General features: G+C 53.4%; 23 protein-coding genes, 1 pseudogene and 1 other annotated feature. Of the genes and pseudogenes, 8 read left to right on the top strand and 16 right to left on the bottom strand.

The window, feature by feature from the left end; genetic code table 11:
* Positions 1-12: 12 nt before the first annotated feature.
* The 3 genes from P2R09_RS11615 to araD all read right to left on the bottom strand — a co-directional run bounded on the left by P2R09_RS11615 (position 13) and on the right by araD (position 2,923).
* Entirely contained in the window at positions 13-879 is an 867-nt protein-coding gene (locus tag P2R09_RS11615; RefSeq protein ID WP_003853843.1) for a crotonase/enoyl-CoA hydratase family protein, read from the bottom strand.
* Positions 880-1,024: 145 nt separating this feature from the next.
* Positions 1,025-2,008, bottom strand: coding sequence for a 2-keto-3-deoxygluconate transporter (gene kdgT / locus P2R09_RS11610; protein WP_003853844.1), 984 nt, complete (start codon positions 2,006-2,008; stop codon positions 1,025-1,027).
* Positions 2,009-2,224: 216 nt separating this feature from the next.
* A complete protein-coding gene (gene araD / locus P2R09_RS11605) occupies positions 2,225-2,923 on the bottom strand; it encodes an L-ribulose-5-phosphate 4-epimerase (RefSeq protein WP_039660139.1) in 699 nt (232 codons plus the stop codon).
* 349 nt (positions 2,924-3,272) lie between these two features.
* Here araD and osmB point away from each other — a divergent pair, with 349 nt between their 5' ends.
* A complete protein-coding gene (osmB, locus tag P2R09_RS11600) occupies positions 3,273-3,488 on the top strand; it encodes an osmotically-inducible lipoprotein OsmB (RefSeq protein ID WP_003853848.1) in 216 nt (71 codons plus the stop codon).
* A gap of 81 nt (positions 3,489-3,569) precedes the next feature.
* On the opposite strand, the gene yciH is transcribed toward osmB, so the two are convergent.
* The 5 genes from yciH to pgpB form a co-directional block, all read right to left on the bottom strand.
* Positions 3,570-3,893 (bottom strand): stress response translation initiation inhibitor YciH, encoded by a 324-nt coding sequence (gene yciH / locus P2R09_RS11595; RefSeq protein ID WP_039660138.1) that lies wholly within the window; start codon positions 3,891-3,893, stop codon positions 3,570-3,572.
* Complete coding sequence (gene pyrF / locus P2R09_RS11590; RefSeq protein WP_275769842.1) at positions 3,893-4,612, bottom strand: orotidine-5'-phosphate decarboxylase; 720 nt, start codon at positions 4,610-4,612, stop codon at positions 3,893-3,895. Before pyrF ends, yciH begins: the two co-directional genes overlap by 1 nt.
* Positions 4,613-4,806: 194 nt before the next feature.
* Complete coding sequence (gene lapB, locus P2R09_RS11585; RefSeq protein WP_275769839.1) at positions 4,807-5,976, bottom strand: lipopolysaccharide assembly protein LapB; 1,170 nt, start codon at positions 5,974-5,976, stop codon at positions 4,807-4,809.
* 6 nt (positions 5,977-5,982) lie between these two features.
* Positions 5,983-6,291, bottom strand: a complete 309-nt coding sequence (locus P2R09_RS11580) for a LapA family protein (RefSeq protein ID WP_003853856.1) — start codon at positions 6,289-6,291, stop codon at positions 5,983-5,985.
* A 134-nt stretch (positions 6,292-6,425) separates the two neighbouring features.
* Positions 6,426-7,184 carry a phosphatidylglycerophosphatase B gene (gene pgpB, locus P2R09_RS11575; protein WP_275769835.1) on the bottom strand — a complete coding sequence of 253 codons (759 nt, stop codon included), beginning with the start codon at positions 7,182-7,184 and terminating at the stop codon, positions 6,426-6,428.
* A gap of 227 nt (positions 7,185-7,411) precedes the next feature.
* On the opposite strand from pgpB, the gene ribA reads away from it, so the two are divergent.
* Positions 7,412-8,005: a GTP cyclohydrolase II gene (gene ribA / locus P2R09_RS11570; protein ID WP_003853859.1), complete on the top strand. Its 594-nt coding sequence runs from the start codon at positions 7,412-7,414 to the stop codon at positions 8,003-8,005.
* A gap of 233 nt (positions 8,006-8,238) precedes the next feature.
* Here ribA and acnA read toward each other — a convergent pair whose 3' ends face one another.
* From acnA to topA, 4 genes are all read right to left on the bottom strand, one after another.
* The gene (gene acnA / locus P2R09_RS11565) at positions 8,239-10,920 is read right to left on the bottom strand and encodes an aconitate hydratase AcnA (RefSeq protein WP_275769831.1); all 2,682 of its coding nucleotides are present in this window, start codon (positions 10,918-10,920) and stop codon (positions 8,239-8,241) included.
* Positions 10,921-11,517: 597 nt separating this feature from the next.
* Positions 11,518-11,676, bottom strand: coding sequence for a YmiA family putative membrane protein (locus P2R09_RS11560; RefSeq protein ID WP_003853864.1), 159 nt, complete (start codon positions 11,674-11,676; stop codon positions 11,518-11,520).
* Positions 11,677-12,171: 495 nt separating this feature from the next.
* Positions 12,172-13,146: an HTH-type transcriptional regulator CysB gene (cysB, locus tag P2R09_RS11555; RefSeq protein WP_003853865.1), complete on the bottom strand. Its 975-nt coding sequence runs from the start codon at positions 13,144-13,146 to the stop codon at positions 12,172-12,174.
* Positions 13,147-13,328: 182 nt separating this feature from the next.
* On the bottom strand, positions 13,329-15,953 hold the full coding sequence (topA, locus tag P2R09_RS11550; RefSeq protein WP_154926304.1) for a type I DNA topoisomerase: 2,625 nt from the start codon (positions 15,951-15,953) through the stop codon (positions 13,329-13,331).
* 370 nt (positions 15,954-16,323) lie between these two features.
* Between topA and P2R09_RS11545 the strand changes: the two genes are divergently transcribed.
* Positions 16,324-16,572 (top strand): YciN family protein, encoded by a 249-nt coding sequence (locus P2R09_RS11545; protein WP_003853871.1) that lies wholly within the window; start codon positions 16,324-16,326, stop codon positions 16,570-16,572.
* A 47-nt stretch (positions 16,573-16,619) separates the two neighbouring features.
* Here the strand turns inward: P2R09_RS11545 and sohB are convergent, their stop codons facing one another.
* Entirely contained in the window at positions 16,620-17,666 is a 1,047-nt protein-coding gene (gene sohB / locus P2R09_RS11540; RefSeq protein WP_275769824.1) for a protease SohB, read from the bottom strand.
* A 173-nt stretch (positions 17,667-17,839) separates the two neighbouring features.
* Between sohB and P2R09_RS11535 the strand changes: the two genes are divergently transcribed.
* The gene (locus P2R09_RS11535; protein ID WP_275769821.1) at positions 17,840-18,601 is read left to right on the top strand and encodes a YciK family oxidoreductase; all 762 of its coding nucleotides are present in this window, start codon (positions 17,840-17,842) and stop codon (positions 18,599-18,601) included.
* Entirely contained in the window at positions 18,601-19,191 is a 591-nt protein-coding gene (cobO, locus tag P2R09_RS11530) for a cob(I)yrinic acid a,c-diamide adenosyltransferase (RefSeq protein ID WP_275769819.1), read from the top strand. Before P2R09_RS11535 ends, cobO begins: the two co-directional genes overlap by 1 nt.
* A gap of 54 nt (positions 19,192-19,245) precedes the next feature.
* On the opposite strand, the gene rluB is transcribed toward cobO, so the two are convergent.
* Positions 19,246-20,136 (bottom strand): 23S rRNA pseudouridine(2605) synthase RluB, encoded by an 891-nt coding sequence (gene rluB / locus P2R09_RS11525; RefSeq protein ID WP_003853880.1) that lies wholly within the window; start codon positions 20,134-20,136, stop codon positions 19,246-19,248.
* A gap of 780 nt (positions 20,137-20,916) precedes the next feature.
* On the opposite strand from rluB, the gene P2R09_RS11520 reads away from it, so the two are divergent.
* Positions 20,917-21,564: a hypothetical protein gene (locus tag P2R09_RS11520; protein ID WP_008925283.1), complete on the top strand. Its 648-nt coding sequence runs from the start codon at positions 20,917-20,919 to the stop codon at positions 21,562-21,564.
* 12 nt (positions 21,565-21,576) lie between these two features.
* Here the strand turns inward: P2R09_RS11520 and P2R09_RS11515 are convergent, their stop codons facing one another.
* A complete protein-coding gene (locus tag P2R09_RS11515) occupies positions 21,577-22,197 on the bottom strand; it encodes an L-threonylcarbamoyladenylate synthase (protein WP_003853883.1) in 621 nt (206 codons plus the stop codon).
* Positions 22,198-22,209: 12 nt separating this feature from the next.
* A complete protein-coding gene (locus tag P2R09_RS11510) occupies positions 22,210-23,127 on the bottom strand; it encodes a PHP domain-containing protein (RefSeq protein WP_275769812.1) in 918 nt (305 codons plus the stop codon).
* A gap of 120 nt (positions 23,128-23,247) precedes the next feature.
* Positions 23,248-23,349, top strand: a sequence feature (Trp leader region).
* A gap of 23 nt (positions 23,350-23,372) precedes the next feature.
* On the opposite strand from P2R09_RS11510, the gene P2R09_RS11505 reads away from it, so the two are divergent.
* Both P2R09_RS11505 and trpD read left to right on the top strand, forming a co-directional pair.
* Positions 23,373-24,938, top strand: a complete 1,566-nt coding sequence (locus P2R09_RS11505; protein WP_275769810.1) for an anthranilate synthase component 1 — start codon at positions 23,373-23,375, stop codon at positions 24,936-24,938.
* Positions 24,938-26,532, top strand: a pseudogene (gene trpD / locus P2R09_RS11500) (bifunctional anthranilate synthase glutamate amidotransferase component TrpG/anthranilate phosphoribosyltransferase TrpD). Before P2R09_RS11505 ends, trpD begins: the two are co-directional and overlap by 1 nt.
* The last annotated feature ends 1 nt before the right edge of the window (position 26,533 follow it).

The raw sequence follows: 26,533 nt of genomic DNA, 5'->3' as shown, positions 1-26,533 counted from the left end.
TGCTGGTCCGGATTAACCCGCTTTACGCAGTGATGCGCTGTGGCGGTTTTGTAACTGTACCAGGCGTTCCATGTAAGCAATATCTTTAGGTTCGATAGTAAACGCGTAATCGACCCAATCTTCTGTGATATCCATGAGCTCAGCGCGTGACAATTGCAGCACGCGCTGGCGCGCTTTCAGCATCGCCCGCACGCCATTGAGTTTAGGCCGTAACGTGTCGATAAAGGTGCGAGTGGCACGATAGCTGTCGCCTGGCTGGAAGACCTTATCGACCAGTCCACGCGTCTCATACCACTCAGCGCTGTGAGACTCCCCTTCACAAATCAGCTCTTCGGCCAGTTTCATGCCGGAACGACGTGCCACCAGTGAGTAGCCGCCCATACCAGGGAACAGGTTAAAAGCAATTTCCGGGAAGCCCATCCGTGCATTGTTTTGCGCCAGGATGAAGTGATGCGCCAGCGCCGCTTCGAATCCGCCGCCTAACGCACTGCCCTCGATCATCGCCAGCGTCACCGCGCCTGTATCAAAACCGCGTGCTGCAGAATGGATGCAGTCCACGCAGGCACGCGCATAAGCCCGGAGCGCCTCGCGGCGGTTGTTGCGAATGCACTCAACAAAGAAGCGCAGATCGCCACCGGCGTTGAACATTTGCGGAACCAGTGACCCGGTGACCCAGAAGTCGATTGGCAGGCCCGAACGCTGAGCGGCATAGCTCAGGTTCATGATCTCCTCAATCAGTTCATGGTTGAAACTCGGACGGGGCTGTGCACGCAACATCATCCACATGGTACGACGCCCTTCTTCGTAATAGGCGACTAACTGCGTGGTATTGCCGACTTCGGTAAATAATCTGCACGTTGCTTGGTTAATAACTGTCATTGTCTCATCCTCTGTTTATATTTTGATGCGTTAAATACGCCACATCAGCGTAATGCAGAGTGAGGCCAGACCAAATGAGAGATTGATTTACAACACAAAATCCAGAGTGATCCCCGACTGGCGCGCCGGGGATTGATTAGGCAGGTTACTTAATAGCGGCACGCTGCCCGACGGCAACATGGAGACGCTTAAGGCGTTTTGAATAGATAGCGGTGATAATGGGCACCAGCACTGAGGTCACAATGACAGATGTGGCAACCAGCGCCGTTGCGGCAGGCGCAACCGGTTTAAACTGCGGCAACATCTCGGCAATCAGTACGGGTGTCGCCACTGCGGCGCCTGCCGTACTGGATGCGGCTATACCGGCCGTGCCATCCCCGCCGCCAATCAGCCGGTCGGCCAGAATCAGCGGGATACCTGTAATGATGATCACGGCGATGCCCAGCATGATGCCCAGCAGTCCGGTTTCCGCAATCACGCCCAGGTTAATGGTGTTACCCAGCGCAAAAGCAAAAAAAGGAATCAGCGTATGTACCGCTTTTCCGAAGAAGTCACGTAACTCCGGATCAAGATTTCCTAATGCAAATCCGACCACAAACGGCAGGACAGCGCCTACAAACACGTGTGGCTCGAATGAGGCGATACCCGCAGTACCCAGAATAACCATGGTCATTAATGGCCCGGACTCCAGTGACATCAGCACAAACGCGCCAGCCTCCTCTTTGGAACCGTATTGCTGCATGATCGAGGCATACAAGCCGCCATTCGTCATGTCCATTGCAGCTACCAGCGCCAGCGTGGATAAGCCCGCGAACATCCCCACTTCTACCCCATTCTCCGGCATCACGCGTGAGGCGATAGCCGCCACAACCCAGGCAACGGCAATTTTCGTTAACACCAACGTGCCTGATTTACGCAGTACCGTGCCGGTAGCACTGAGCTTTATCGATGCTCCCATACAGAAGAACCAGACGGCCAGAATCGGCACCGTCCCCGTCATCAGACCGTTGGTGAAAGAGCCGAAGTATTTCCCGGCGTCGGGAGAGAATGTATGGCAGAGTGCGCCGATAAACAGCGGAATAAGCATCATGCCGCCCGGAATTTTGTCTATTGCCCGTTTGATGTGCATACAGGTTTCACCTTTGCTTTGCCAGTGTTGGAGCAGGAAGTGCCCGAAGGCGATGAAAGCAAAGTAGTGATTTGAGGTTATTAAAACAGTGATCGCCTCGATATAAATGAAACACTGTTTTATTTTTTCAGGATGGATGTTTTGATAACTATGATGGGGATCGCCATACCAGCGGCCATTGCGACAAAAAAAAGGGACGCCGTCGCGTCCCGTTCGTTATTTTTGCCCGTACCAGGCATTCTCACCGTGCTTCCGCAGGTAGTGCAGATCGAGCAGCGTCTGATTAATGGGCGGCAGGTTAGCAGTAAGCTGCTGGCTAAAGAGCCCCATATAGGCCACCTCCTCCAGGACAACCGCGCTGTGTACAGCGGCATGGGCGTCTTTACCCCAGGCAAATGGGCCGTGGGAGTTGACCAGTACCCCCGGGATCGCCGAAGGCGATAATCCGCGCTGCGCGAACGTCTCAATAATCACTTCGCCCGTGTTCCACTCGTACTCGTGCTGAATCTCTTCGTTACGCATCGCGCGGGTGCAGGGGATCTCGCCATAGAAATCGTCGGCGTGGGTTGTTCCCCAGGCCGGAATGGGTCGTCCTGCCTGCGCCCAGATGGTCGCATGACGCGAATGCGTATGGACAATGCCACCGACTTCCGGCCAGGCGAGATAGAGCGCACGATGCGTCGCCGTGTCCGATGAAGGGCGTTTATCCCCTTCTACTACATTGCCACTCGCCAGATCGACCACAACCATGTCGTCGCGCTTCATCACTTCATAGCGCACGCCGGAAGGTTTAATCACCAGCAAACCCTGCTCGCGATCAATCGCGCTGACATTCCCCCAGGTAAAGGTCACCAGGTTGTATTTGGGTAGATCCAGATTCGCTTCCAGAACCTGTTGTTTAAGGTGTTCCAGCATCTCTTTTCTCCTGCTGACAATCGTCCCTGAATTTTGCGGAGTCGGACGCGAAAGAGTTATGGAGCAAATGGCTATAAACGCAGAAGGAATGGCTGTGAATGAAAAAATGTGTCGTGATTTCAGAATTTTCCATCTTCGGAATTATTGCAGAACGCTTAGAATCCTCTCAGACAATGCGTGGACCTGTTGGCCTGTCGCATTGTGACTCACCCGCTACAAACGGTTTGTCCATGGTGATCACATTTCTATGCCGTCAGGGATGAGGCAATAATGCGACACAAGCGGGCTGAGGAAATATCGGAGCTATACTAAGAGTGTTGCCTCTGTGAGCACATCAAAGGAGAAGTGTATGACTACAACAATGAAACGAATCACTGCCGTTGTACTGGCTACCACGTTAGCTGTTGCCCTGAGCGGCTGTTCTAACTGGTCTAAGCGTGACCGCAACACCGCCATTGGCGCGGGCGCGGGTGCGATTGGGGGTTCAGTATTGACCAATGGTAGCGCGCTCGGCACAGTCGGTGGCGCCGCAGTTGGTGGTATTATCGGTCATCAGGTCCACTAAGGACCTTATTAAAAGAATAAACGGCTACGCTAAGCATCTACATGACCATCGGGCTACTTCGGTAGCCCATTTTTTTTTAATTCAGCCGCCCGCCAGTTTGACTTTCATCCCTTTAGCTTCCAGCAGGCTTTTCAGTAAATCGCGTTTGTCACCCTGAATCTCGATAACACCCTCTTTTACCGATCCACCACAGCCACACTTCTTTTTCAGTTCAGCGGCCAGCAACGTCAGTGCTGCATCATCCAGATCAATGCCGGTGATCAGACAGACGCCTTTGCCTTTGCGTCCGCTGGTCTGGCGCTGGATGCGTACAATGCCATCCCCTTTTGGCCGCTCCGCTTTAGTCTCAGGCTGGGTAATGCGCCCGCTGTCGGTGGAGTAAACCAGTCGATTATCATCTGCCATTATAGTGTCTCCAGACTGTGCAGGATCGCCTGCAGGGTGGCGGCGGGATCGGCAGATTGGGTGATCGGACGCCCTATCACCATGTAGTCTACGCCCGCCTGCTTCGCCTGCTGGGGTGTCATGATGCGACGCTGATCGCCTGCATCGCTGCCTGCCGGGCGAATTCCCGGCGTGACCAGCGCAAAATCCTGACCCAGAACCTGTTTGAAGCGAACCGCTTCATGCGCAGAACAGACCACACCATCCAGTCCGCATGATTGCGTCAGCTTCGCCAGTCGCTCTGCCTGTTCGGCAGGCGAAAGTGTAATGCCCAGCTCTCTGAGATCGTCTGCATCCATGCTGGTCAGTACGGTCACCGCAATTAGCAGAGGCGCATCTTTGCCAAAAGGAAGCAGCGCCTCGCGCGCTGCGTTCATCATCCGCGCCCCACCGCTGGCATGGACGTTGACCATCCAGACGCCGAGATCGGCAGCAGCAGCCACGGCATGGGCAGTGGTGTTAGGAATATCGTGGAATTTCAGATCGAGAAAGAGCTCAAAACCGCGCTGCTGCAGGGTTTTAACCAGCGAGGGTCCGAACAGCGTGAACATCTCTTTGCCCACTTTGAGTCGGCAACTGCGAGGATCAATCTGGTCTACGAAACGCAGCGCGCTGTCGAGGTCATGGTAATCCAGCGCGACCAGAATCGGCGAAGCGGTCACTTTGTGGGGTGAAGGCATGGCATTTCCTCTGCAACAGGCGCCCGCAGGCGCATTAGACAAACGGCAAGCATTCTACCTGCGGTATCTGACCATCACAATCGCCTTTGCCCTTCTGTCCGGCGTTTTATGCACGATGGCGGAGGTCAGGGAAGTTACAATCCGTTAGTATGTTGTAACTATAAAAAGGAGTATGCAGTGTACGTCGGCCAGTTTTACTGGCCGTCGAGCCCACGAATAGGTTTAACGGAAGACCAGGTACGGCAGGATGGGCAGTGCCAGTAAAGTGCATGCGCGGTGAAACCACACTTCTGGCAGCGATAGCGCGGCTTGGTGCGAATCTGTTCGCCTACCATGTCACGCAGCACCATCAGGCTTTCTTTGGCACGGCCATCTTCCGCCTCATGCAGGTTCAAATCCATCAGGCGATGGAACACACGCATTGTTGGATGGCGTTGCAGCTGTCGACTAATGTAGTTTTGCGCCGCTTCAGCGCCCTGCTGCTGCTCCAGGATATCCGAGAGATAGAGTTCCGCTGCGGCTCCCGTATTCTCTTCCACACAACGCTGCAGGAAATCAGCCCAGGCTTCGGGCTGATTAAGCCGCTGGAAACAGGTCTCCAGCATCCCCAGCGTTTCACTGACCAGCTCTTTGTCCTGATCCAGCACCCGCTGCAGATGACCCACCGCTTTGGTGAAATCCTCTTTCTCCATGAAAATACGGCCCATCATGATAGAGATGCGCGCGCTGTTGCGATCGGCCGCCTCCCCTTTCTTCAGCAGGCTCATTGCGCGTTCCAGGTCGTCGCTGCTCATGGCCTGTAACGCCAGTTCACAGTAGAAGTGGGCAATTTCGCCCTTCTGCTTATCTTTACCGAGTTTAACCAGACGTTCTGCAACCTCAATCGCCTGCTGCCAGTCGCTGGTTGCCTGATGGATCAGCAGCAGCTGCTGCAGCGCGCCCACCCGGAAGTCCGTTTCATCGGTGAGCTGCTTAAACATATCTTCAGCGCGGTCATAAAAGCCCGCCGCCATATAGTCGCGCCCCAGCTGCTGAACGGCGAGCAGACGCTGCTCGTAGCTCAGGGAAGCACTTTCCATGAGAGCCTGATGAATACGGATAGCGCGATCAACTTCGCCACGCGATCGGAAGAGATTACCCAGCGTCAGGTGGGCTTCTACCGTGCCGCTGTCCTCTTTGAGCATATCAAGGAACAGATCGACCGCTTTGTCCTGCTGATTTGAGAGCAGGAAGTTTACGCCAGCGACATATTCACGCGACAGTCGGTTGGCTTCCTGTTGCTTGTCCTGATGTGCACTGCGGCGGCCCATATACCAGCCATACGCAGCCGCCACCGGCAGTAACAGAAACAGCAATTCATGCATCGGGGATTATTCCCGGCCAGCCGGTGAAGCTGGCGTGGTCGCCAGAGCGGTACTCTGCTCGATTTGTGTCTGCATACGCTTGATTTTCCGGTTGGCGTTCGCCAGCGCGACGCGGGTCCGTAACCAGAACAGACCACAGATAATCCAGCCAAGCACGAAACCTGCGCCAAACAGCGATGCCAGTAAGGTCGAGATGCTGAACTCACCCTGCGCCAGCAGATAGTTAAAAGTAATGACCTGATCGTTATGCGCACCCAAAGTGACGGAAATAATAAAAATGACCAGTACCACTAAAAAAATCAGCAAATATTTCACAGTGCATCCTGTTGTGAGGTTGTCGGGTAGAATTATGCCAAAAATCCAGCAAAAATGCTGCTCCCAGCAGCATCGGCCAGGTCACTTTTGCGCAGGCCTGCCTAATAATATGGGGTCTTAAGGGTGAATTACAATCAGGGCTCCCGCTGCGCCACCTCTTTTTGCTCTTCCGGCGGCAGCGTCAGTGGTCCACAGAATCGCTGTGCCAGCCAGGTAGCAACGGTGACCAGTATCCAGGAAAGTACCGTTGCCATTGCCAGATCGCGCGGCCAGTGCATGCCCAGCAGCAGACGGCTCGCCATCACGCCCGTGGCCCACAGGAAGATCACCACCACGGTTTTATAGTGACGACGCGGCCAGAGCAGGCCCAATGCCAGCAGCGCCCAGCTGGCGGCGAACATAGTGTGGCCAGAGGGAAAAGCGAAACCGGTTTCAAATGCCCAGTGCCGTTTCAGCCAGCCAGGGATTTGCGTCTCATCGGCTATCAGCGAGGTCACCATCTCCCCACGCTGTTTACGTTTGAGTTCGTAAAAGGTCTTTTCATCCAGTCCATGATGCTGTTCCAGCCAGATCACATAGGGACGCGGCTCCTGCATCTGCTCTTTAATAAAGGATTTGGTGTATTGCCCGGCCAGAATCGTCGCGTTCATGATCAGCAGAAGCAGAATGGCGGGCTTCATGCGAAAGCGCAGGCACCAGAGCATCCATGCACTCAGCAGCACGCTGGTGACAATGCCCCACGGATTGGTGACGGTTTCGGTCATCCAGAAGAGACCTTTCAGCACCGCATTGCTTTCACCTGGCTGCCAGCGCCAGCCAGTAAGCCAGACGGCAACGGGCATGATCAGCAGCAGCAGCATTCCGAAGGTGGTTCGACGCGAAATCTTAAACATCCTCTTCCCTTATCCCGGTGTTAAAAGACAACAATTGCATAACTTTAGCTTAAAAAAGAATAACATAACCGTTGCCGATTGGATAATTGTGCTTTATCACTGCAATTGGTATCAGAGATTACCAGCCCGCTTGCGGGTTGTGGCACAATATTGCACGTTTGTCGGGCCACACTGGCCTGTGCACTATCATGATGATAGTGCATCCTCTGAAGGTTCTGGAGAGTCACATGCAGCTTAAACGGGTGGCAGAAGCCAAACTGCCCACGCCATGGGGAGATTTCCTGATGGTTGGTTTTGAAGAACTGGCAACCGGACATGACCACGTTGCACTGGTCTTTGGCGATATTAATGATAACGAGCCGGTACTGGCGCGCGTTCACTCCGAATGCCTGACCGGCGATGCGCTCTTCAGCCTGCGTTGCGACTGCGGCTTTCAGCTTGAAGCCGCCCTTAATGCCATCGCAGAAGAAGGTCGTGGCGTGCTGCTGTATCACCGCCAGGAAGGCCGTAATATCGGTCTGCTGAATAAGATCCGCGCCTATGCGTTGCAGGACAAAGGCTATGACACCGTAGAAGCGAACCATCAGCTAGGCTTTGCCGCTGATGAACGCGACTTCACCCTGTGCGCCGATATGTTCAAACTGCTGGGCGTAAATGAAGTGCGCCTGCTGACCAATAACCCGCGTAAAGTTGAGATCCTCAGCGAAGCCGGGATCAACATCGTTGAGCGTGTGCCGCTGGTCGTGGGGCGTAACCCGAAGAATGCGCACTATCTGGATACCAAAGCGGCGAAGATGGGGCATCTGCTGCCGAAATCCTGAATGAAAAAGCCGGGTCTCCCCGGCTTTTTTTGTATGTAATTCTGATCCTGTTTGCTGTCCGTTCGATACTGCGAAGGGAATACGGTCAGATCAGAAAGAGGCAAAAACCGCCGTCCCTGCCGCGGGACGCTTTCCTCCCCTGAACGTCTTCCCTGCGCATCAGGCTAATCTGATGCTGTAAGATTTACCCATTTTAAATTTTGTACGAAGCCGGGTCTCCCCGGCTTTTTTTGTCAGTCCAGCATATTGCGGATAACGTAGTGCAGGATGCCGTCGTTACGGTAATAGGTCAGCTCATTACCGGTATCAATGCGACAGCGGGTATCCAGCTCCTCTTTACTGCCGTCAGCACGGGTCAGCGTCACTTTCACGCTGCAGCCTGGCGTCAGTGCCTGAAGATTCTCCACGTCAATACGCTCCTCACCGGTCAGGCCCAGGGTTTTGCGGGTCACACCCTGTGGGAATTCCAGCGGCAGAATGCCCATGCCGATCAGGTTTGAGCGGTGAATACGCTCAAAAGATTCAGCAATGACAACCCTCACACCCTGCAAACGTGGCCCTTTCGCTGCCCAGTCGCGGCTTGAACCGGAGCCATACTCAAGACCGGCAATCACTGCCAGCGGTATACCTTCCGCCTGATATTTCATCGCCGCGTCATAGATAGCCAGCTGCTCGCCACTCGGATAATGACGGGTATAACCGCCCTCCACGCCTGGCACCATTTCATTGCGGATTCGGATGTTGGCGAACGTGCCGCGCATCATCACTTCATGGTTACCGCGACGGGAACCGTAGGAATTAAAGTCGGTTCGCTCAACGCCGTGCGACAGCAGATAACGTCCGGCCGGACTTTCTGCTTTGATGCTACCCGCCGGTGAGATATGGTCCGTGGTAACGGAGTCGCCCAGCATAGCAAGGACCCGCGCACCGCGAATATCCTGCACCGGCTTAGGCTCTTTCTCCATATCATCAAAGAACGGCGACAGCCGGATATAGGTTGAACCTTCATCCCAGTCGTACGTCGCCGCTTCACTGACCTTGATCTCCTGCCACTCGGGCGTGCCGTCGAAGACTTCAGCGTACTCTTTATGGAACATGTCGCTGGTAACCTGCTGCACGGCAGTGACGATCTCTTCCGGCGTTGGCCAGATATCTTTCAGATAGACCGGCTGGCCCTGACGATCGTGGCCCAGTGGCTCAGTCTGCAGGTTGATTTTCATATTACCCGCCAGCGCATAGGCTACCACCAGCGGTGGCGACGCGAGCCAGTTGGTTTTAATCAGCGGATGAATACGACCTTCAAAATTGCGGTTGCCGGACAGCACTGCACCGACCGTCAGATCGCCCGCTTTAATGGCAGACTCAATCTCATCTTTTAGCGGACCAGAGTTACCGATACAGGTGGTGCAGCCATAACCGACCAGATTAAAGCCCAGCTCATCAAGATAAGGGGTGAGTTGCGCGACGGCGAGATAGTCTGAAACCACTTTAGAACCGGGTGCCAGTGAAGCTTTAACCCACGGCTGACGTTTCAGGCCACGCTCGACCGCTTTCTTCGCCAGTAAGCCAGCCGCCATCAGCACGCTGGGATTAGAGGTGTTAGTACAGGAGGTAATCGCACTGATTACAACAGCACCGTCGGTCAGTGTATGCGTCAGGCCAGTGTCACTGTCGGTGTATTCGACATTTTTATGCGGTTTCTGCGCCTGATTCACTTCCAGCTCGTTGCTGGCGTCAAACGCGGCAGGCACATCACCCAGCGAAACCCGATCCTGCGGACGTTTTGGTCCGGCAAGGCTCGATTCCACTTCATTCATGTCCAGTGACAGGGTGCTGGTAAAGCGCGGCTCATCGCCGGCGTTGCGCCACAGTCCCTGTGCTTTGGCATAAGCTTCCACCAGAGCGACCTGGTCGGCATCGCGTCCGGTCAGCGTCATGTAGCTCAGCGTGACATCATCGACCGGGAAGAAACCGCAGGTCGCGCCATATTCCGGGGCCATGTTGGCGATGGTCGCACGGTCTGCCAGCGGCAGATCGGCCAGACCATCACCATAAAACTCGACGAACTTGCCCACGACGCCATGCTTACGCAGCATCTGGGTAACGGTAAGCACCAGGTCAGTCGCGGTGATGCCTGGCTTGAGTTTGCCGGTGAGTTTGAAACCCACTACATCCGGAATCAGCATGGAGACGGGCTGACCGAGCATCGCAGCTTCAGCCTCTATTCCCCCTACTCCCCATCCCAGCACGCCCAGCGCGTTGATCATGGTGGTGTGGGAGTCAGTGCCGACCAGTGTATCGGGCCAGGCATACTCTTCGCCGTTGAGCGTTTCATGCCAGATCGCCTTACCCAGATACTCCAGGTTCACCTGATGGCAGATACCCGTGCCTGGCGGAACAACCCGGAACTTATCAAATGCTTTCTGTCCCCAGCGCAGGAAGACATAACGCTCATGGTTGCGCTCCATCTCCAGCCGGACGTTCTCTTCGAAAGCGTCATCATCGCCAAAGTGATCAACGGTAACTGAGTGGTCAATGACCAGATCCACTGGCGATAACGGATTTACTTTCGCCACATCGCCACCCAGGCGATTTACCGCTTCGCGCATCGCCGCCAGGTCAACTACGGCAGGTACGCCGGTAAAGTCCTGCATTAATACACGGGCGGGACGATAGGCGATTTCACGATCGGCGTGGGCATCTTTTTGCCAGTCAACCAGCGCCTGAATATCTTCTGCCGTAACAGAATCACCATCCTGCCAGCGCAGTAAATTTTCCAGCAGGACCTTCAGAGATTTGGGCAGACTGTCTATATTGCCGAGATGTTGAGCAGCGCGGGGAAGACTGAAGATGTGATATTTTTTGGTGTCGACCTGCAGTATTTCCTGACTCTGCTCGCGTAGGGTAGACGACATAGCTCCTCCTTTTTCGTTCATGGTCTTAAACCTTAGAGAGACAAAGGTTTATGTTAAAGATAGACCAAAATTCGTTAACGATTTGATTACAACACAAATTGCCACAATCGCTCACAAACGAAAATGCCCCGTGAGATCACGAGGCATCATAAAAAAGGTGATTTAATTCAAATTACAGCGTTATCCACACCGCCGCAGACCAGAACGCAAAGGAGAAGGCATACGCACTGAGCCAGGACATTTTAATCATATTCATTTGGTTCACTCCTTCGCCGGAATCTGGCGTAAAAGTTTTTGCGGTCACCTCATCAAGGCGACACCCTTTGGTCGTACGCAATGTGGTAAGGGGCAATTAACTAGCCCGCCGGAAACTCCGGTAATAAAAACTGCGACTAACAGGTGGTCTGAGAACGTTATTTACTTTTAGGGTCCAGAAATGACTCAATAAAAAGTCTCTGGTTATCACTCAAATCCCACGATTCGGGGATAGACACTTTCTCGTCCTTTGCAAGTGGTTCTTTTCCTTTGCAGGCAACCGGCTTGTGCTGACGTGAAGTCAGGGAACGTTTATGGCTGAGTGTGTTTGCCCACATGGCTTTAGCCCCAGATACGCCAAATCATTAACGCTACTACCACCCAGAACAGCGCAGAGGCAGCGAATACGGTTAACCAGGCGTTGCGACGGGTGTTGCCGGTACGCTCAACCTTGGTGCTTTTTGCCGGGAAACCCGGTTGTACAGTCAGTCGTGTATTCATAGTTTTTGATAATCACTCTCAACAAAATGATTGATAACATCGATTAAGATTTAGGAGGAATCCTAAACGCGTTAAGGCCAAAAATCCAGTTATTTTTATTGAGTAAAACGATTAACGGTATTAATCAATAGGTGCCAGTAACGTAAGAAACCATTAACTCCGGAACAAATATTTAATTAAACAGACAGCTAATAAATTTGAGTTAATTTAAAAACAGATCCACTTAAAACTAAAGAGCTCACTAAAGACCCTTATGTTTACTGGCTTCCTGCATTAACTCTTAACTGGAGTATGGGAATAATCCTGGCGAGTCGCAAAGTAACATAGTTAAAAATGTGTGGTAATTCGCATTTAAGAAAACCCAATGGGAAAACATGTGATCAATGTTTCATTTACAAAAAAATCATAAAACTTTTGATTCTCATTTGGCGCTAAAGCCTGGAAACAAAAAAGGCTGCACCAGGCAGCCTTAAGTTTAAGTGAGGAGCGTAAACTCTATTTAAACGGCAGTTTGATATCTTTAAACATCGCCTCAATGTCCTCGTTTGAGCGTAAGGCTACCGCTGTATCCACCACGTCGCGCGTCAAATGTGGCGCAAAACGTTGTATAAAATCATACATATAACTACGCAGGAAGGTACTTCGGCGGAAGCCAATTTTTGTGGTGCTGTTGGTAAAGATGTCAGCGGCTTCAATACGAATAAGGTCAGGATCGGCCACTGGGTCCACCGCCATGCTGGCAATAACCCCTACGCCCAGGCCTAAGCGAACATATGTTTTGATGACGTCTGCGTCAGTGGCGGTGAAAACAATGCGTGGCGTTAATCCCGCGCGGTTAAAGGCCGTATCCAGTTCAGAACGCCCGGTAAAGCCGAAGGTGTAAGTGACCAGAGGATACTCAGCCAGCTCCTCAATGGTCACCTGGCCTTTCCCCGCCAGCGGATGGTCAGCGGTGACGACAATCGCCCGGTTCCAGTGGTAGCAAGGCAGCATGATTAAATCGTCATAGAGATGGAGTGCCTCGGTGGCAATCGCAAAATCCGCATTGCCCTTGGAGACCGCTTCGGCAATCTGAGTTGGGGAACCCTGATGCATGTGGAGTGAGACACGCGGATAACGCTCAATAAAGCCTTTGATTACGCCAGGCAGCGCATAGCGAGCCTGAGTGTGCGTGGTCGCCACATAGAGCGAGCCTTTATCCGGCCAGGTATGCTCACCGGCCACCGATTTGATCGCATCCACTTTTGAGAGCACTTCACGCGCTATACGAATGATCTCTTCACCTGCCGGCGTGACCTGGGTGAGATGTTTTCCGCTACGGGCAAATATCTGCACGCCCAGTTCATCTTCCAGCATGCGAACCTGTTTGCTGATGCCAGGCTGAGAGGTGTAGAGGCCTTCCGCTGTCGAAGAGACATTGAGATTATGGTTTACCACTTCGACGATATAGCGCAACTGCTGTAATTTCATATCTGTTCCATCCGGTAAGTTACAGAGTCGCATCCCCGGTTGACGTATAGTCGCTAGGGTAGAAAATGCTATGCATCAGGAAAGGTCGGAAATGCTATAACAACTATATCAGTTTACGTTAAAGAGTAGAACGGATTGATATAAGGCTCAGAAAAAGGCCAGCGAGCGCTGGCCTGAGTGGATTACTTCTTCGCGACCTGCCATTTACCGTCTATATAGAAAGCGGACCAGCCTGTTGCTTTGCCCTCTTTTTCAGAGGAAACATACTGCTGTTTGGTTTTACGGCTAAAGCGCACCATCGCTTTGTTACCTTCCGGATCGGCTGCTGGCGCGTCGGCCAGATATTTCAGCTTTTCAGGCAGACGATCTTTAAAGCGCTGAAGCTCTTCCACCAGCGGCGCACGCGTTTCGCGAGATTTCGGGAAGGTGTTGGCTGCAAGGAAAACGCCCGCTGCGCCGTCACGCAACACGAAGTAAGCATCGGACTTCTCACACGCCAGCTCTGGCAGTGGAACCGGATCTTCTTTCGGTGGAGCAACCTCACCACTACGCAAAATCTTACGGGTGTTTTTGCACTCTTCATTGGTACACGCCATGTACTTCCCGAAGCGTCCCATCTTCAGGTGCATCTCAGAACCACACTTCTCACACTCCACTATCGGGCCGTCATAGCCTTTGATGCGGAACTCACCCTTCTCGATTTCGTAACCATCACACTCCGGGTTATTACCACAGACATGCAGTTTACGTTCGTTATCGATCAGATAGCTGTCCATGGCTGTGCCACACTTCTGGCAGCGGCGGCGGGCACGCAGTGCGTTGGTTTCAGCATCATCCCCTTCCAGAATATTGAGAACTTCATTTTCCGGAATCAGGTTGATGGTCTGTTTGCAGCGTTCTTTAGGTGGCAGCGCGTAGCCAGAACAGCCCAGGAAGACGCCGGTACTGGCGGTGCGAATTCCCATCTGACGGCTACAGGTCGGACACTCGATTGAGGTCAGCACCATCTGGTTTGGCTGCATGCCACCCTCTTCGGGATCTTTCTCAGCCAGTTCAAGCTGCTGAGTAAAGTCACTGAAGAAGTGGTCGAGCACCGCTTTCCATTGCGCCTCGTTATTGGCAACCTGGTCAAGGTTACTCTCCATGCGGGCGGTGAAATCGTAATTCATCAGTTCGCGGAAGTTCTCTTCCAGACGATCGGTAACGATTTCACCCATTTTTTCCGCATAGAAACGGCGATTTTCCACCCTCACATAGCCACGATCCTGAATGGTCGAGGTAATGGCTGCGTAGGTTGATGGACGGCCAATTCCGCGTTTCTCAAGCTCACGCACCAGGGATGCTTCGCTGAAGCGCGCCGGTGGCTTGGTGAAGTGTTGACCAGGCTGCAGTGCTTTAAGGTCCAGAACATCCCCTACACTGACCGCAGGCAACGTACGATCTTCATCATTCTTGCGCAGCGCTGGCATTACTTTGGTCCAGCCGTCGAAACGCAGAATACGCCCTTTTGCTTTGAGTCTGAACTCACCCGCGGCGGCGGTGATGGTGCTGGAATCATATTTAGCCGGTGTCATCTGACAGGCAACAAACTGACGCCAGATAAGCTGATAGAGTTTCTGAGCATCCGCTTCCATATCTTTCAGCTGTTCCGCCAACACGTCCACATCAGAAGGACGAATCGCTTCATGCGCTTCCTGGGAGTTTTCTTTGCTGGCGTAAGTCACAGGATTGTCAGGCAGATACTTTTTACCGAAATTGCTTTCGATATAACCCCGTGCCATAGCGACAGCATCCTGACTCAGGTTGGTTGAATCGGTACGCATGTAAGTAATGTGACCCGCTTCGTACAGGCGCTGGGCCATCATCATGGTTTTCTTAACACCAAAGCCAAGACGGGTACTGGCAGCCTGCTGCAGCGTTGAGGTGATATAGGGCGCGCCCGGCTTACTGCTGGTCGGCTTATCTTCACGATCAACGATCTCATAGCGCGCTTTTTCGAGCAGCGCGACGGCGGCATAGGTTTCATCGCGATTGACCGGACGGAAGGCTTTATCGCCTTTGTGCGTCACATCCATCGACAACTCATCACCTTTCGGCGTGCTTAGCGCGGCATTAACTTCCCAGTACTCTTCGGGCACAAAGGCTTTAATTTCTCGCTCACGCTCCACGACCAGACGCACGGCAACGGATTGAACACGTCCGGCAGAAAGACCACGGGCGATCTTTTTCCACAGCAGTGGTGAAACCATATAACCCACAACGCGGTCCATGAAACGACGCGCCTGTTGAGCATTAACCCTGTCAATATTCAGTTCGCCCGGCTTTTCAAACGCCTGACGAATCGCATTCTTCGTAATTTCGTTAAATACCACGCGGCTAAAGCGTGAGTCATCACCCCCGATCACTTCCCGCAGGTGCCAGGCAATGGCTTCCCCTTCGCGGTCAAGGTCGGTTGCGAGATAGATGTGGTCAGCATTGGCGGCTAACGCCTTCAGTTCCGCAACCACTTTCTCTTTGCCGGGCAGAATCTGATAATCCGCTTCCCAGCCGTGATAAGGGTCAACACCCATGCGGCTGACGAGTGCGGCTTTCTCATCTTTTTTTACTTTTTTGACTTTCTTGTCAGTCGCAGCGTCTTTGGCTTTCTTTTCAGTCGAGGCGTCAGCACTCTTCTTCGCGGTTGAACCACTGGTCGGCAGATCCCGGATATGACCGACGCTGGATTTAACCACGTAGTCATTGCCCAGATATTTATTGATTGTTTTAGCCTTTGCCGGGGACTCAACAATAACGAGTGCTTTACCCATATTTACCTTTACCTAATGAAAACATCCTGCTTAACGGGAGAGGATTGGATGCCCAAAAACCCATCGGGTTCAATATTGCTGCGCCTGTTTAACATTTCAAGGCGGAGGGGTCAATCTCAGAACAGATGATGCGGTGTAATGCAACTGCATGATAAGGCATACTTTTTCCATCTGAACTCTTCACACATCCCGGTGCAAAATCCCTGAAATCGGAATCGCCCACACTCTACCTGATAAAATCTGTTACGCAACCTAATTAGCACTCAGCCTGAACTTACGCCAGATTTCATCGTTCAGACCGATTTGTCATACCGTCTGGCACGCCAGTAATATAGAAAGGATTTGGGTGCTGTCAAAAAGGAACGAATAAATGGAGAGAACGACACAGGCTATTTCCCGCCAGGCGTTGCTGGAAAAGGCCAATACGCTAATCAAAGAGCATGACGATTATTTAGCAGGCATGCAGGCGGACGAGGTGACTCAGCAGGCCGATGTACTGGTCTTTCGCGGACCGTTTTTTCTCGACGCGGACGGACTGCCGACCGCGAAAACCACCGCAGTGTTTAACGTCTTCAAACACCTTGCAGTGGTGCTGTCGCCGCGCTATCACCTGGAATAAAACACCCGCACCTGAAATAAAAAACCCGGCACAGGCCGGGTTTCGCATCAGAGCAGTGGCTTTTCACCACGCTGCCAGAGTTTCAGCAACAGCCGCTCGGCCACCGAACCGGCGCTCTGGGTAAAGCGGTCCATCATTTTACGGCGACGGGCATAATGCACGCCTAGGACGTTGAACTGATCCATCTGACGAATGATCAAATCATCGCTGGTGCCAATTTCGTCAATCAGCCCAAGATTCAGCGCCTGACGGCCATACCAGTGTTCACCGGTTGCAACCTTATCGATATCGAGTGACGGGCGCATCTGGTGAACGAACTGTTTAAATAACAGGTGTGTTTCGTCAAGATCTTCCTGGAACTTCTCACGCCCTTCTTCGGTGTTTTCACCGAAAAGCGTTAGCGTACGCTTATATTGTCCGGCGGTATGCAGCTCAACATCGATATCGTTACGTTTCAGCAGGCGGTTGAAGTTAGGAATTTGCGCAACCACACCAATTGAGCCAATGATTGAGAACGGTGCTGCCACGATGCGGTCAGCTACGCAGGCCATCATGTATCCGCCGGAGGCCGCCACTTTATCCACTGCTGCCGTAATACGCAGTCCCTGATCGCGCAGACGCTGCAGCTGCGAGGCCGCCAGGCCATAGCCATGTACCACGCCGCCCGGACTTTCAAGACGCAACAGCACTTCATCGCCGGGCTGTTTTACGGCCAGTACTGCTGATATCTCTTCACGCAGTGAGGTCACCTCACCGGCATCCATGCTGCCTTTAAAATCGAGCACATAGAGGGTGGGTTTAACGCTGTCAGTCTGCCCCTGCTTCGCCGCCTGTTTTTCCGCTTTCGCTTTCAGCTTTTCGCTTTTTTTATGGTTTTTCAGCCAGACTTTTTGCGCCTGGGGTTTCATTTTTGCCAGCAGCAAATCCTCTTTCATCTGTTGATAGTCATCACCCAGATGCGTCAGGCGAAGCTGACCATTTTGTGCCCGCTTGCGCAGCGCAGCATTCATAATAATCATGACGATCGCGGCGACGGCAACCACCAGGGTCACCGCTTTCGCTAAAAACAGTCCATACGTTGAAATAAAATCCATCAGGTCGCCTTAGTTACAGAGAATCAAAAACAGTTCGCCAGTTTAGCCGTTTTGCCCTGCTCCGTCGCCTGAAATGCCAGCAGCCGGCACAGAATGCGTAGGTTGGCGATTGCGCCCATTCGTAAATTCAGGCATAAAGCGGAATCATGCTGTTTTCGCTGGAGGATCCCGCTGTGCACTATCAACCGAAAAGCGACCTGCTCAATCACCGTATTATCCTGGTCACGGGTGCTTCCGATGGTATTGGCCGGGAGGCGGCGCTGACTTACGCCCGTTATGGCGCTGAAGTGATCCTGATGGGCCGTAACGCTGATAAGCTTCAGCAGGTCGCACAGGCTATCAATCAACTTAATCAATGCCCTGCTCACACTGTGGTGTTCGATCTGGCCGATGCGACGCCGGAACGTTGCCATCAGGTTGGAGAGCAACTGGCTCAGCAGTTTCCGCGTCTTGACGGCGTGCTGCACAACGCCGGTATCCTGGGTGAGATTGTGCCGCTGGCGGAACTGGACCCACAGATCTGGCAGGAGGTGATGAATATCAATCTGGATGCGACCTTTTTCCTGACCCAGGCACTGTTACCGCTGCTGTTAAAATCGGATGCCGGTTCACTGGTCTTTACCACCTCCAGCGTTGGCCGTACGGGTCGCGCGGGCTGGGGCGCTTATGCCGTCTCTAAATTTGCTACCGAAGGGATGATGCAGGTACTGGCTGATGAATATAAGACGCACTCGCTGCGGGTAAACTGTATCAACCCGGGCGGCACGCGCACCAAAATGCGCGCCAGTGCTTTCCCGCAGGAAGATGCTAATAAGCTGAAAACCCCTGCCGATCTGATGCCGCTCTACCTTTATCTGATGGGTGATGACAGCCGACGCAAAACCGGTATCAGCTTTGATGCACAGCCGGGCAGAAAACCGGGAGCCGCGGAATAATGGCTGACGATCGTCATCAACAGCGTCAGCAACGTTTAAAAGAGCAGGTCAATGCGCGCATTGCAGCGGCCACCGAGGTTCGTGGCATCCTGATGGTGTTCACCGGCAATGGCAAAGGCAAAACCACGGCAGCCTTTGGCACGGCGCTTCGCGCCACCGGACATGGCAAGCGAGCAGCAGCGATCCAGTTTATTAAAGGTGACTGGCCGAATGGCGAGCGAAACCTGCTGGAACAGCACGGTGTGGAGTTTCAGGTGATGGCAACCGGGTTTACGTGGGACACGCAGAACCGCGAAACGGATACCGCCGCCTGTCTGGCTGTGTGGCAGCATGCAAAGCGGATGCTGGCCGATGAGCAGATCGATCTGGTGGTGCTCGATGAAATCACCTATATGGTCAGCATGGATTATCTGCCGCTGGACGATCTGATCACCGCCCTGCAACAGCGCCCGGCGCATCAGAGCGTGATTATTACCGGACGAGGCTGTCATCGCAGCCTGACGGAGATGGCGGATACGGTAACGGAAATGCGGCCAGTGAAACACGCATTTGATGCCGGTATACAGGCTCAGCAGGGAATTGACTGGTAACAGAAAAAGAAAACGCAGCCCCGGGGCTGCGTTTTTAGCATTCAGGCAACGATATTAACCGGAGTTACGTTTGCTGCCCGGATTGCGGCGTGGCGCACGAGGTGTGCTGCTCACTTTAGTGTGACGTTTCACGGCACGACGAATCTGGTTCGCCTTGGTACGACGACGATCTTTTTCGACCACCAGCTTAGTGACGGTTTCATCATCCAGCTCAACCAGGTTACGCAGGTAGTTTACGGCTGGCAGATCCAGTTCAGTCCAGCCACCACGTGGCAGGCCTTTTGGTAAGGTGATATCGCCGTAGCGGACACGCATCAGACGACTGACCTGCACGCCGACCGCTTCCCACAAACGACGAACTTCACGATTACGTCCTTCGGTGAGGGTGACGTTATACCACTGGTTGATCCCTTCCCCGCCGCCAAACTTAAGCGTTTTAAACGCAGCCGGGCCATCTTCCAGCTGAACACCTTTACTCAGCTGACGAATTTTATCATCATCGACCTGACCAAAGACGCGCACTGCATATTCACGTTCCACTTCACGGCTCGGATGCATCAGGCGGTTCGCCAGTTCACCGTCGGTGGTGAAGAGCATCAGACCACAGGTGTTCACATCCAGACGGCCAACGGCAATCCAGCGTGAACCACGCAGACGAGGCAGGCGGTCAAACACCGTTGGGCGGCCTTCAGGATCGCTGCGGGTACAGAGTTCGCCTTCCGGTTTGTAGTAAGCCAGCACACGGCAAACTTCGGTTGCGGATTCAGCAATCGATACCAGATGGCCATCAATACGGATTTTCAGGGATTTGCTGCTTTCGACGCGGTCGCCCAGTGTGGCGATCTTGCCGTCAACGCTGACACGGCCAGCAGCTATCATTGATTCGATTTCACGACGCGAGCCATGACCGGCACGCGCTAAGACTTTCTGTAACTTTTCGCTCATTGAGCTTCCTCTTTGTCGCCTTCCCAGGCGTCATGATTGGGTGATAATCCTTTCTAAATCAACGGGTTAACTTAGTAAGTTTGCCCCATTATACAGGCATTTAACGCTGATGTAACGTGCTTTATGAGCAGAGCAATGGCTTAATAATAGTTTGGTTTCTGATTGTTTTATATCTGATAATCTTTAATTCACATTTAAATAACATCACCCTTTATCATAAGAAAATATGTTTAATAAAACGCAGACATCAAAAACTTTATAGCTGAGCGTAATTAAATTTCTTAAGCATTCATTTCCAGGCAAAACAATATTCTGATGATAAAAACCTTAACACTACCTTAAGCTTCTTTTGCTGGACTCGTGCTTTTGATGCTCTGTAAAAAGCGCCAGTGCCAGTGTAAAAAACTGCCTGTTTGGTTTTATCCATGATAAGCGATCGGTCGATATAAAAAAAGCAGTTGATTCCTAAGGGAGATTTATTTAAAACCTTATTTTCCGTGATATTTGTTTTTTATTAGCTTTAATAAATTGTACGATACTATTAAGCTGGTACACTTAATCTCAGCAGTACAATAAAAAAGCATAAAAACGCGATAAAGCGTTTTTGCAACATCAGCGTGTGGTTATGCCATACGTTAATAAAAATAGCGTTTTTTAATTAATCCAATAAACCGGCGCATCCGGAGTTGTTGCGTTAATACGGTTCAGTGATGAACCTTGCTTGCATGTCACAAATCTTCACCAGGGATTTTCCGACATGCCTGAATAAAGAAAACCATTATGAGAAACCTGTTTCTGTGCCCGGTGCTTGCTGCACTGGTCCTGAGCGGTTGCTCTGTGGGCCATACTGAGTACAGTCGCACGGCGATGCAGCACGTAGATATGAGCGTGACGGGCATTCCGACGATCCTCGGTCTGGGCACACTGGGCACCAGCATACCTCTGACGCCTGAATATAGCCTTACCGCTGCACACGTTGCTAAAACTGCCGTGCAGCGCGTGAAGTCATATCACCCTTATTGCGACCTTGCGATTATTTATCACAAGAATGATGCTAACACGCTGGCTAAATTCCGCAGCGGTGACATCGGCGATCCCGTTAAAATGTATGGCTACAGCTTTATTTCCGCGATGCCGGTTGAATCAACAGGGGTTAATTTAGCCCGCACGGCTATCAGGAATAACTGGAATAAAAGCCCCTGTATCGCAATGGCGTCCAACGCAGGCGTGGTTCAGGGAATGTCGGGCGGCGGCGTTTACAACCGTGATGATACGCTAAGCGGCGTTATTGTTGGCTATTCTGATTCGATTAAGAATGGTCGTAATAACAAAGTGATCCTGAAAGATGTGTCACTTTATATTCCTTACGGCCAGTTTAAGAGCTGGCTAGAGTCGAATCTGGCTCAGACACCGACCCGCGGTGTCTGAAGCCCGACTTAATTACAGGAACGGGCGTGTATCGCCCACCCCTTCACGCACAATTTCCGGCGCATCGGTGGTCAGATCGACCACCGTGGTTGGCTGCTGACCCAGCGTGCCGCCGTCAATGATCAGATCGACCAGCTTACCAATGCTGTGCTGGATTTCTTCCGGGTCGGACTCGGTGAAATCGTTGCCCGGCAGGATCAATGAGGTCGACATCATCGGCTGATTCAGGGCTTCCAGCAGCGCCAGTGCGACTGGATTCGACGGTACGCGCAGACCAATGGTCTTACGCTTCTCATTCATCAGACGACGCGGCACTTCTTTGGTCGCCTTGAGAATAAAGGTGTAGTTACCCGGCGTGTTGTTTTTCAGCAGACGAAAGGCGGAGTTGCCCACCTGCGAATAAACCGACAGTTCTGAGAGGTCCCGGCACATCAGGGTGAAGTTGTGGTGCCCGTCGAGCTGACGGATACGGCAAATGCGCTCCATCGCGCCCTTCTCTTCCAGCCGACAGCCCAGCGCATAGCCGGAATCGGTAGGATAGACGATGACGCTGCCTTTGTTCAGGTAGTCGACCGCCTGATTAATCAGGCGCGGCTGTGGGTTATCCGGATGAATGTGAAACAATTGACTCATAAAAACCTCGTGTCACCTTTCCGTGATTGCCAGGCTGGGAGCGAGATCCGGGAAGCGTTCCCAGACCGGCTCAACCGCCGCGGGCAGCCAGAGTTTGCGGCCCAATTCAATCCACGGGCAGGGTTGATGAAAATCAGAACCTTGTGATGCGGCCAGTTCATTATCTCTGGCGTATTGCGCCAGTGTCGTGCGCTCATTAGGTGGCTGCTGGCACTGTGCGACTTCCATCGCATCGCCGCCCGCTTCGCGGAAATGGGCGACCAGTCGTTTAAGCCACTTTGCCGATAAACCGTAACGGCCAGGATGCGCCAGCACGGCACAACCACCAGAATGATGAATCGCATCAATAGCTTGTTTAATTGTACACCATTGTGGCGGCACGTAGCCGGTTTTGCCACGCGCCAGATAATTTTTGAACACCTGCACCATGTTCTCAGCTTTGCCCTGCTCAATCAGGAAGCGGGCAAAGTGACCACGGGTAATGATGCCGCCATCTGCCAGTCGCATCGCTCCCGCCAGCGCATCCGGAATACGCGCCCTCGCCAGTCGTTCACCGATCTCTTCGGCCCGTATCCGACGGCACGCATGTTGTCCGGCCAGAAAGGTCACCATCGCCGGATGGTGGATATCAATGTTCAGGCCCACGATGTGAATCTCATGGTTCTCCCACAGTGTGGAGATCTCTGCACCTGCCAGCACTTTTATCGGTAAATCCTGATCGAGTGCCGTTTGCTGCGCTTCTTCTACACCTGCAACGCTGTCGTGATCGGTGATCCCCAGTACGCCGACGCGCATCTCAACAGCTCGCTGCACCAGCGCAGCTGGCGTCAGAAAGCCATCGGAGGCACGCGTGTGGCTGTGTAAATCGTAAACCGGGAAACGGGCGATATCGCTCAAGAGAACTCCTGCTAAAACTAAACCGGCCAGCATGATAACGATTTTAATGCTCAGTGAAAAAGGCTATTGACTTTTCCGCGCTGAACCCGTTAACTAGTACACAAGTTCACACGTAACGGGTATTGAATCATGGCTGTTGTAATCACGCATTTAAACGGTTGGCGCGATGTTCCCGAATACGGGCGACTGGGTCGTGCACACTTTGCGTAAACGCTGTGCTAATACCTGAGCCCGCCACCGAGCGGGCTTTTTTTTGAGCGAAATTCAGAGAAATCATCATGCCAAATGCGAAACCTACAGTGAAGTTGATTACCGGCAACGCGCCCTACCGCGAAGATCCGGCCGCAGTGTTTCATCAGCTGTGCGGCGCACGTCCGGCAACCCTGCTGCTCGAATCTGCTGACATCGACAGCAAGCGCAATTTGAAAAGCCTGCTGATTGTCGACAGCGCGCTGCGTATCAGCGCCATGGGTAATACGGTTACCGTTCAGGCGCTGTCAGAAAATGGTCGCGCCGTGCTGCCACTGCTGGATGAGGCGCTGCCCGCCTCCGTCAGCAATCAGGTCCGTCCCGATGGACGCGAGCTGACTTTACCGCAGAGCACCGATCATCAGCAGGACGAAGATTCCCGCCTCAAGGCCCTGTCGGTGTTTGATGCACTGCGTCTGATTCCCCAACTGGTTAACTCCTCTGCCGACGAACGTGAAGCCGTGCTGCTGGGAGGCTTGTTTGCTTACGACCTGGTCGCAGGGTTTGAAACCCTGCCGGAACTGGATAATCAGCAACGCTGTCCCGACTACTGTTTTTACCTGGCAGAGACCTTACTGGTGATCGATCACCAGACCCGCAGCGCGCGTCTGCAGGCCAGCCTGTTCTGCCCGTCCACCAGCGAGTTCCAGCGCCTGCAACGCCGCATTGAGCAACTTCATGGTCAGATGCTGCAGCCTGCTCCGGCCCTGCCGGTTCAGACGGTAGAGCAGATGACGCTGACGACCAGCCAGAGTGATGAAGAGTACTGCGACGTGGTTCGCACCATGCAGCAGGCGATTCGCATCGGCGAAATTTTCCAGGTCGTGCCGTCGCGCCGCTTCTCGCTGCCGTGCCCGTCACCGCTGGCCGCCTACGACACGCTGAAAAACAGCAACCCAAGCCCGTACATGTTTTTCATGCAGGATCAGGATTTCTCCCTGTTTGGCGCGTCGCCTGAAAGCTCGCTGAAGTATGACGCCACCTCGCGTCAGATTGAGATCTACCCGATTGCCGGTACCCGTCCACGTGGCCGCCATGCAGACGGTTCACTGGACCGCGATCTCGACAGCCGCATTGAACTGGAGATGCGCACCGACCATAAAGAGCTGGCTGAACATCTGATGCTGGTGGATCTGGCGCGTAACGATCTGGCGCGTATCTGCGTGCCCGGCAGCCGTTATGTCGCTGACCTGACCAAAGTCGACCGCTACTCGTTTGTGATGCATCTGGTTTCCCGCGTCGTGGGCACGCTGCGCGCCGACCTCGACGTCCTGCACGCCTATCGCGCCTGTATGAACATGGGCACGTTAAGTGGTGCACCGAAGGTTCGTGCCATGCAGCTGATTGCCGGTGCTGAACGCACGCGTCGCGGCAGCTATGGCGGCGCGGTGGGTTACTTCACGGCCCAGGGCGATCTCGATACCTGTATCGTTATTCGTTCGGCCTATGTCGAAGACGGCGTTGCCACCGTGCAGGCGGGCGCCGGTGTGGTGCTGGACTCGAATCCGCAGGCTGAAGCGGATGAAAGCCGCAATAAAGCCCGCGCCGTACTGCGCGCTATTGCAACTGCCCATCACTGCAAGGAGATCTTCTGATGGCCGATATTCTGCTGCTCGATAACATCGACTCATTTACCTATAACCTGGTTGATCAGCTGCGGACCTTTGGTCACAACGTGGTGATTTATCGCAACAATCTTCCCGCTGAACTGTTAATTGAACAGCTGCAGCGGATGGAAAATCCGGTGCTGATGCTCTCCCCCGGCCCTGGCGCACCAAAAGATGCCGGCTGTATGCCGGAGCTGCTGCGGGTGCTGCGCGGCCGTCTGCCAATTATCGGCATCTGTCTGGGACATCAGGCAATTGTCGAAGCCTATGGCGGCCATGTGGGTCAGGCAGGCGAGATCCTGCACGGCAAAGCCTCTTCCATCGTGCATGACGGCGAAGCCATGTTTAACGGCCTGAGTAATCCGCTGCCGGTGGCGCGCTATCACTCGCTGGTGGGCAGCAACACGCCGGATGAGCTGACGGTCAACGCCAGTTACAACGGGATGGTCATGGCCGTTCGCCATGAAACCGATCGCGTCTGCGGTTTCCAGTTCCATCCAGAATCGATTTTGACTTCTCAGGGCGCACGGCTGCTTGAACAGACGCTGGCCTGGGCGCTGGCGAAGTAACAGGGAGAATAACGATGCAACAGACACTGGAAAAACTTTACCAGGCGCAGACGCTGGATCAGGCTGAAAGTCATGCGCTGTTCAGCGCCATTATTACCGGACAGCTGGAGCCCACGCAGCTTGCTGCCGCGCTGGTTGCCATGAAAGTACGCGGTGAAACGCCGGAAGAGATCGCCGGAGCCGCCACGGCGCTGCTGGAAGATGCCAAACCGTTTCCCCGCCCGGATTACGCGTTTGCCGATATCGTGGGCACCGGTGGAGATGGCAGTAACAGCATTAATATCTCGACGGCCAGCGCCTTTGTGGCCGCGACCTGCGGTCTGAAAGTCGCGAAGCACGGCAACCGCAGCGTCTCCAGTAAATCGGGTTCGTCGGATCTGCTGGCCGCTTTTGGTATTAATCTTGATATGCCCGCTGACCGTGCGCGCCAGGCGCTGGACGATCTGAACGTCTGCTTCCTGTTTGCGCCCCAGTACCACACCGGCTTTCGCCACGCGATGCCGGTCCGTCAGCAGCTGAAGACCCGGACGCTATTTAATGTGTTAGGCCCGCTGATCAACCCGGCGCGCCCTCCACTGGCAGTAATCGGTGTTTATAGCCCGGACCTGGTGATGCCGATTGCCCAGACGCTGAAAGTGCTGGGTTATCAGCGCGCCGCAGTCGTTCACGGTGGCGGCATGGATGAAGTGGCGCTGCACGATGTGACACACGTGGCTGAACTCCGTGAAGGGGAAATCACCCGCTATCAGCTTTCGCCAGAAGACTTTGGTTTTGGCTTCCATCCCAAAGAGGCGCTGGCGGGCGGCACGCCGGAAGAAAATCGTGACATTCTGACGGCTTTACTCCAGGGTAATGGCCAGCAGGCCCATGAGGAGGCGGTCGCCGTTAACGTGGCGATGTTGCTTAAAGTATTTGGTCAGGAAGATCTGCGTGAAAACGCACAGCAGGCGCTTAACGCCATCCGCAGCGGACAGGCTTATGAGCGTGTAGTCGCACTGGCAGCAAGAGGATAAT

It is taken from the genome of Pantoea sp. Cr_R13, from assembly GCF_029222565.1.
Lineage (GTDB): Bacteria > Pseudomonadota > Gammaproteobacteria > Enterobacterales > Enterobacteriaceae > Pantoea > Pantoea eucalypti.
The sequence above is the reverse complement of the archived record's forward strand: the minus strand, read 5'-3'. Positions and strand labels throughout refer to the sequence as shown.

Bases quoted from the DNA above. Each gene is read 5' to 3' on its own strand.
- P2R09_RS11615 (WP_003853843.1), bottom strand. From the start codon at position 879: ATGACAGTTATTAACCAAGCAACGTGCAGATTATTTACCGAAGTCGGC.
- kdgT (WP_003853844.1), bottom strand. From the start codon at position 2,008: ATGCACATCAAACGGGCAATAGACAAAATTCCGGGCGGCATGATGCTT.
- araD (WP_039660139.1), bottom strand. From the start codon at position 2,923: ATGCTGGAACACCTTAAACAACAGGTTCTGGAAGCGAATCTGGATCTA.
- osmB (WP_003853848.1), top strand. From the start codon at position 3,273: ATGACTACAACAATGAAACGAATCACTGCCGTTGTACTGGCTACCACG.
- yciH (WP_039660138.1), bottom strand. From the start codon at position 3,893: ATGGCAGATGATAATCGACTGGTTTACTCCACCGACAGCGGGCGCATT.
- pyrF (WP_275769842.1), bottom strand. From the start codon at position 4,612: ATGCCTTCACCCCACAAAGTGACCGCTTCGCCGATTCTGGTCGCGCTG.
- lapB (WP_275769839.1), bottom strand. From the start codon at position 5,976: ATGCATGAATTGCTGTTTCTGTTACTGCCGGTGGCGGCTGCGTATGGC.
- pgpB (WP_275769835.1), bottom strand. From the start codon at position 7,184: ATGTTTAAGATTTCGCGTCGAACCACCTTCGGAATGCTGCTGCTGCTG.
- ribA (WP_003853859.1), top strand. From the start codon at position 7,412: ATGCAGCTTAAACGGGTGGCAGAAGCCAAACTGCCCACGCCATGGGGA.
- acnA (WP_275769831.1), bottom strand. From the start codon at position 10,920: ATGTCGTCTACCCTACGCGAGCAGAGTCAGGAAATACTGCAGGTCGAC.
- P2R09_RS11560 (WP_003853864.1), bottom strand. From the start codon at position 11,676: ATGAATACACGACTGACTGTACAACCGGGTTTCCCGGCAAAAAGCACC.
- cysB (WP_003853865.1), bottom strand. From the start codon at position 13,146: ATGAAATTACAGCAGTTGCGCTATATCGTCGAAGTGGTAAACCATAAT.
- topA (WP_154926304.1), bottom strand. From the start codon at position 15,953: ATGGGTAAAGCACTCGTTATTGTTGAGTCCCCGGCAAAGGCTAAAACA.
- P2R09_RS11545 (WP_003853871.1), top strand. From the start codon at position 16,324: ATGGAGAGAACGACACAGGCTATTTCCCGCCAGGCGTTGCTGGAAAAG.
- sohB (WP_275769824.1), bottom strand. From the start codon at position 17,666: ATGGATTTTATTTCAACGTATGGACTGTTTTTAGCGAAAGCGGTGACC.
- cobO (WP_275769819.1), top strand. From the start codon at position 18,601: ATGGCTGACGATCGTCATCAACAGCGTCAGCAACGTTTAAAAGAGCAG.
- rluB (WP_003853880.1), bottom strand. From the start codon at position 20,136: ATGAGCGAAAAGTTACAGAAAGTCTTAGCGCGTGCCGGTCATGGCTCG.
- P2R09_RS11520 (WP_008925283.1), top strand. From the start codon at position 20,917: ATGAGAAACCTGTTTCTGTGCCCGGTGCTTGCTGCACTGGTCCTGAGC.
- P2R09_RS11515 (WP_003853883.1), bottom strand. From the start codon at position 22,197: ATGAGTCAATTGTTTCACATTCATCCGGATAACCCACAGCCGCGCCTG.
- P2R09_RS11510 (WP_275769812.1), bottom strand. From the start codon at position 23,127: ATGCTGGCCGGTTTAGTTTTAGCAGGAGTTCTCTTGAGCGATATCGCC.
- P2R09_RS11505 (WP_275769810.1), top strand. From the start codon at position 23,373: ATGCCAAATGCGAAACCTACAGTGAAGTTGATTACCGGCAACGCGCCC.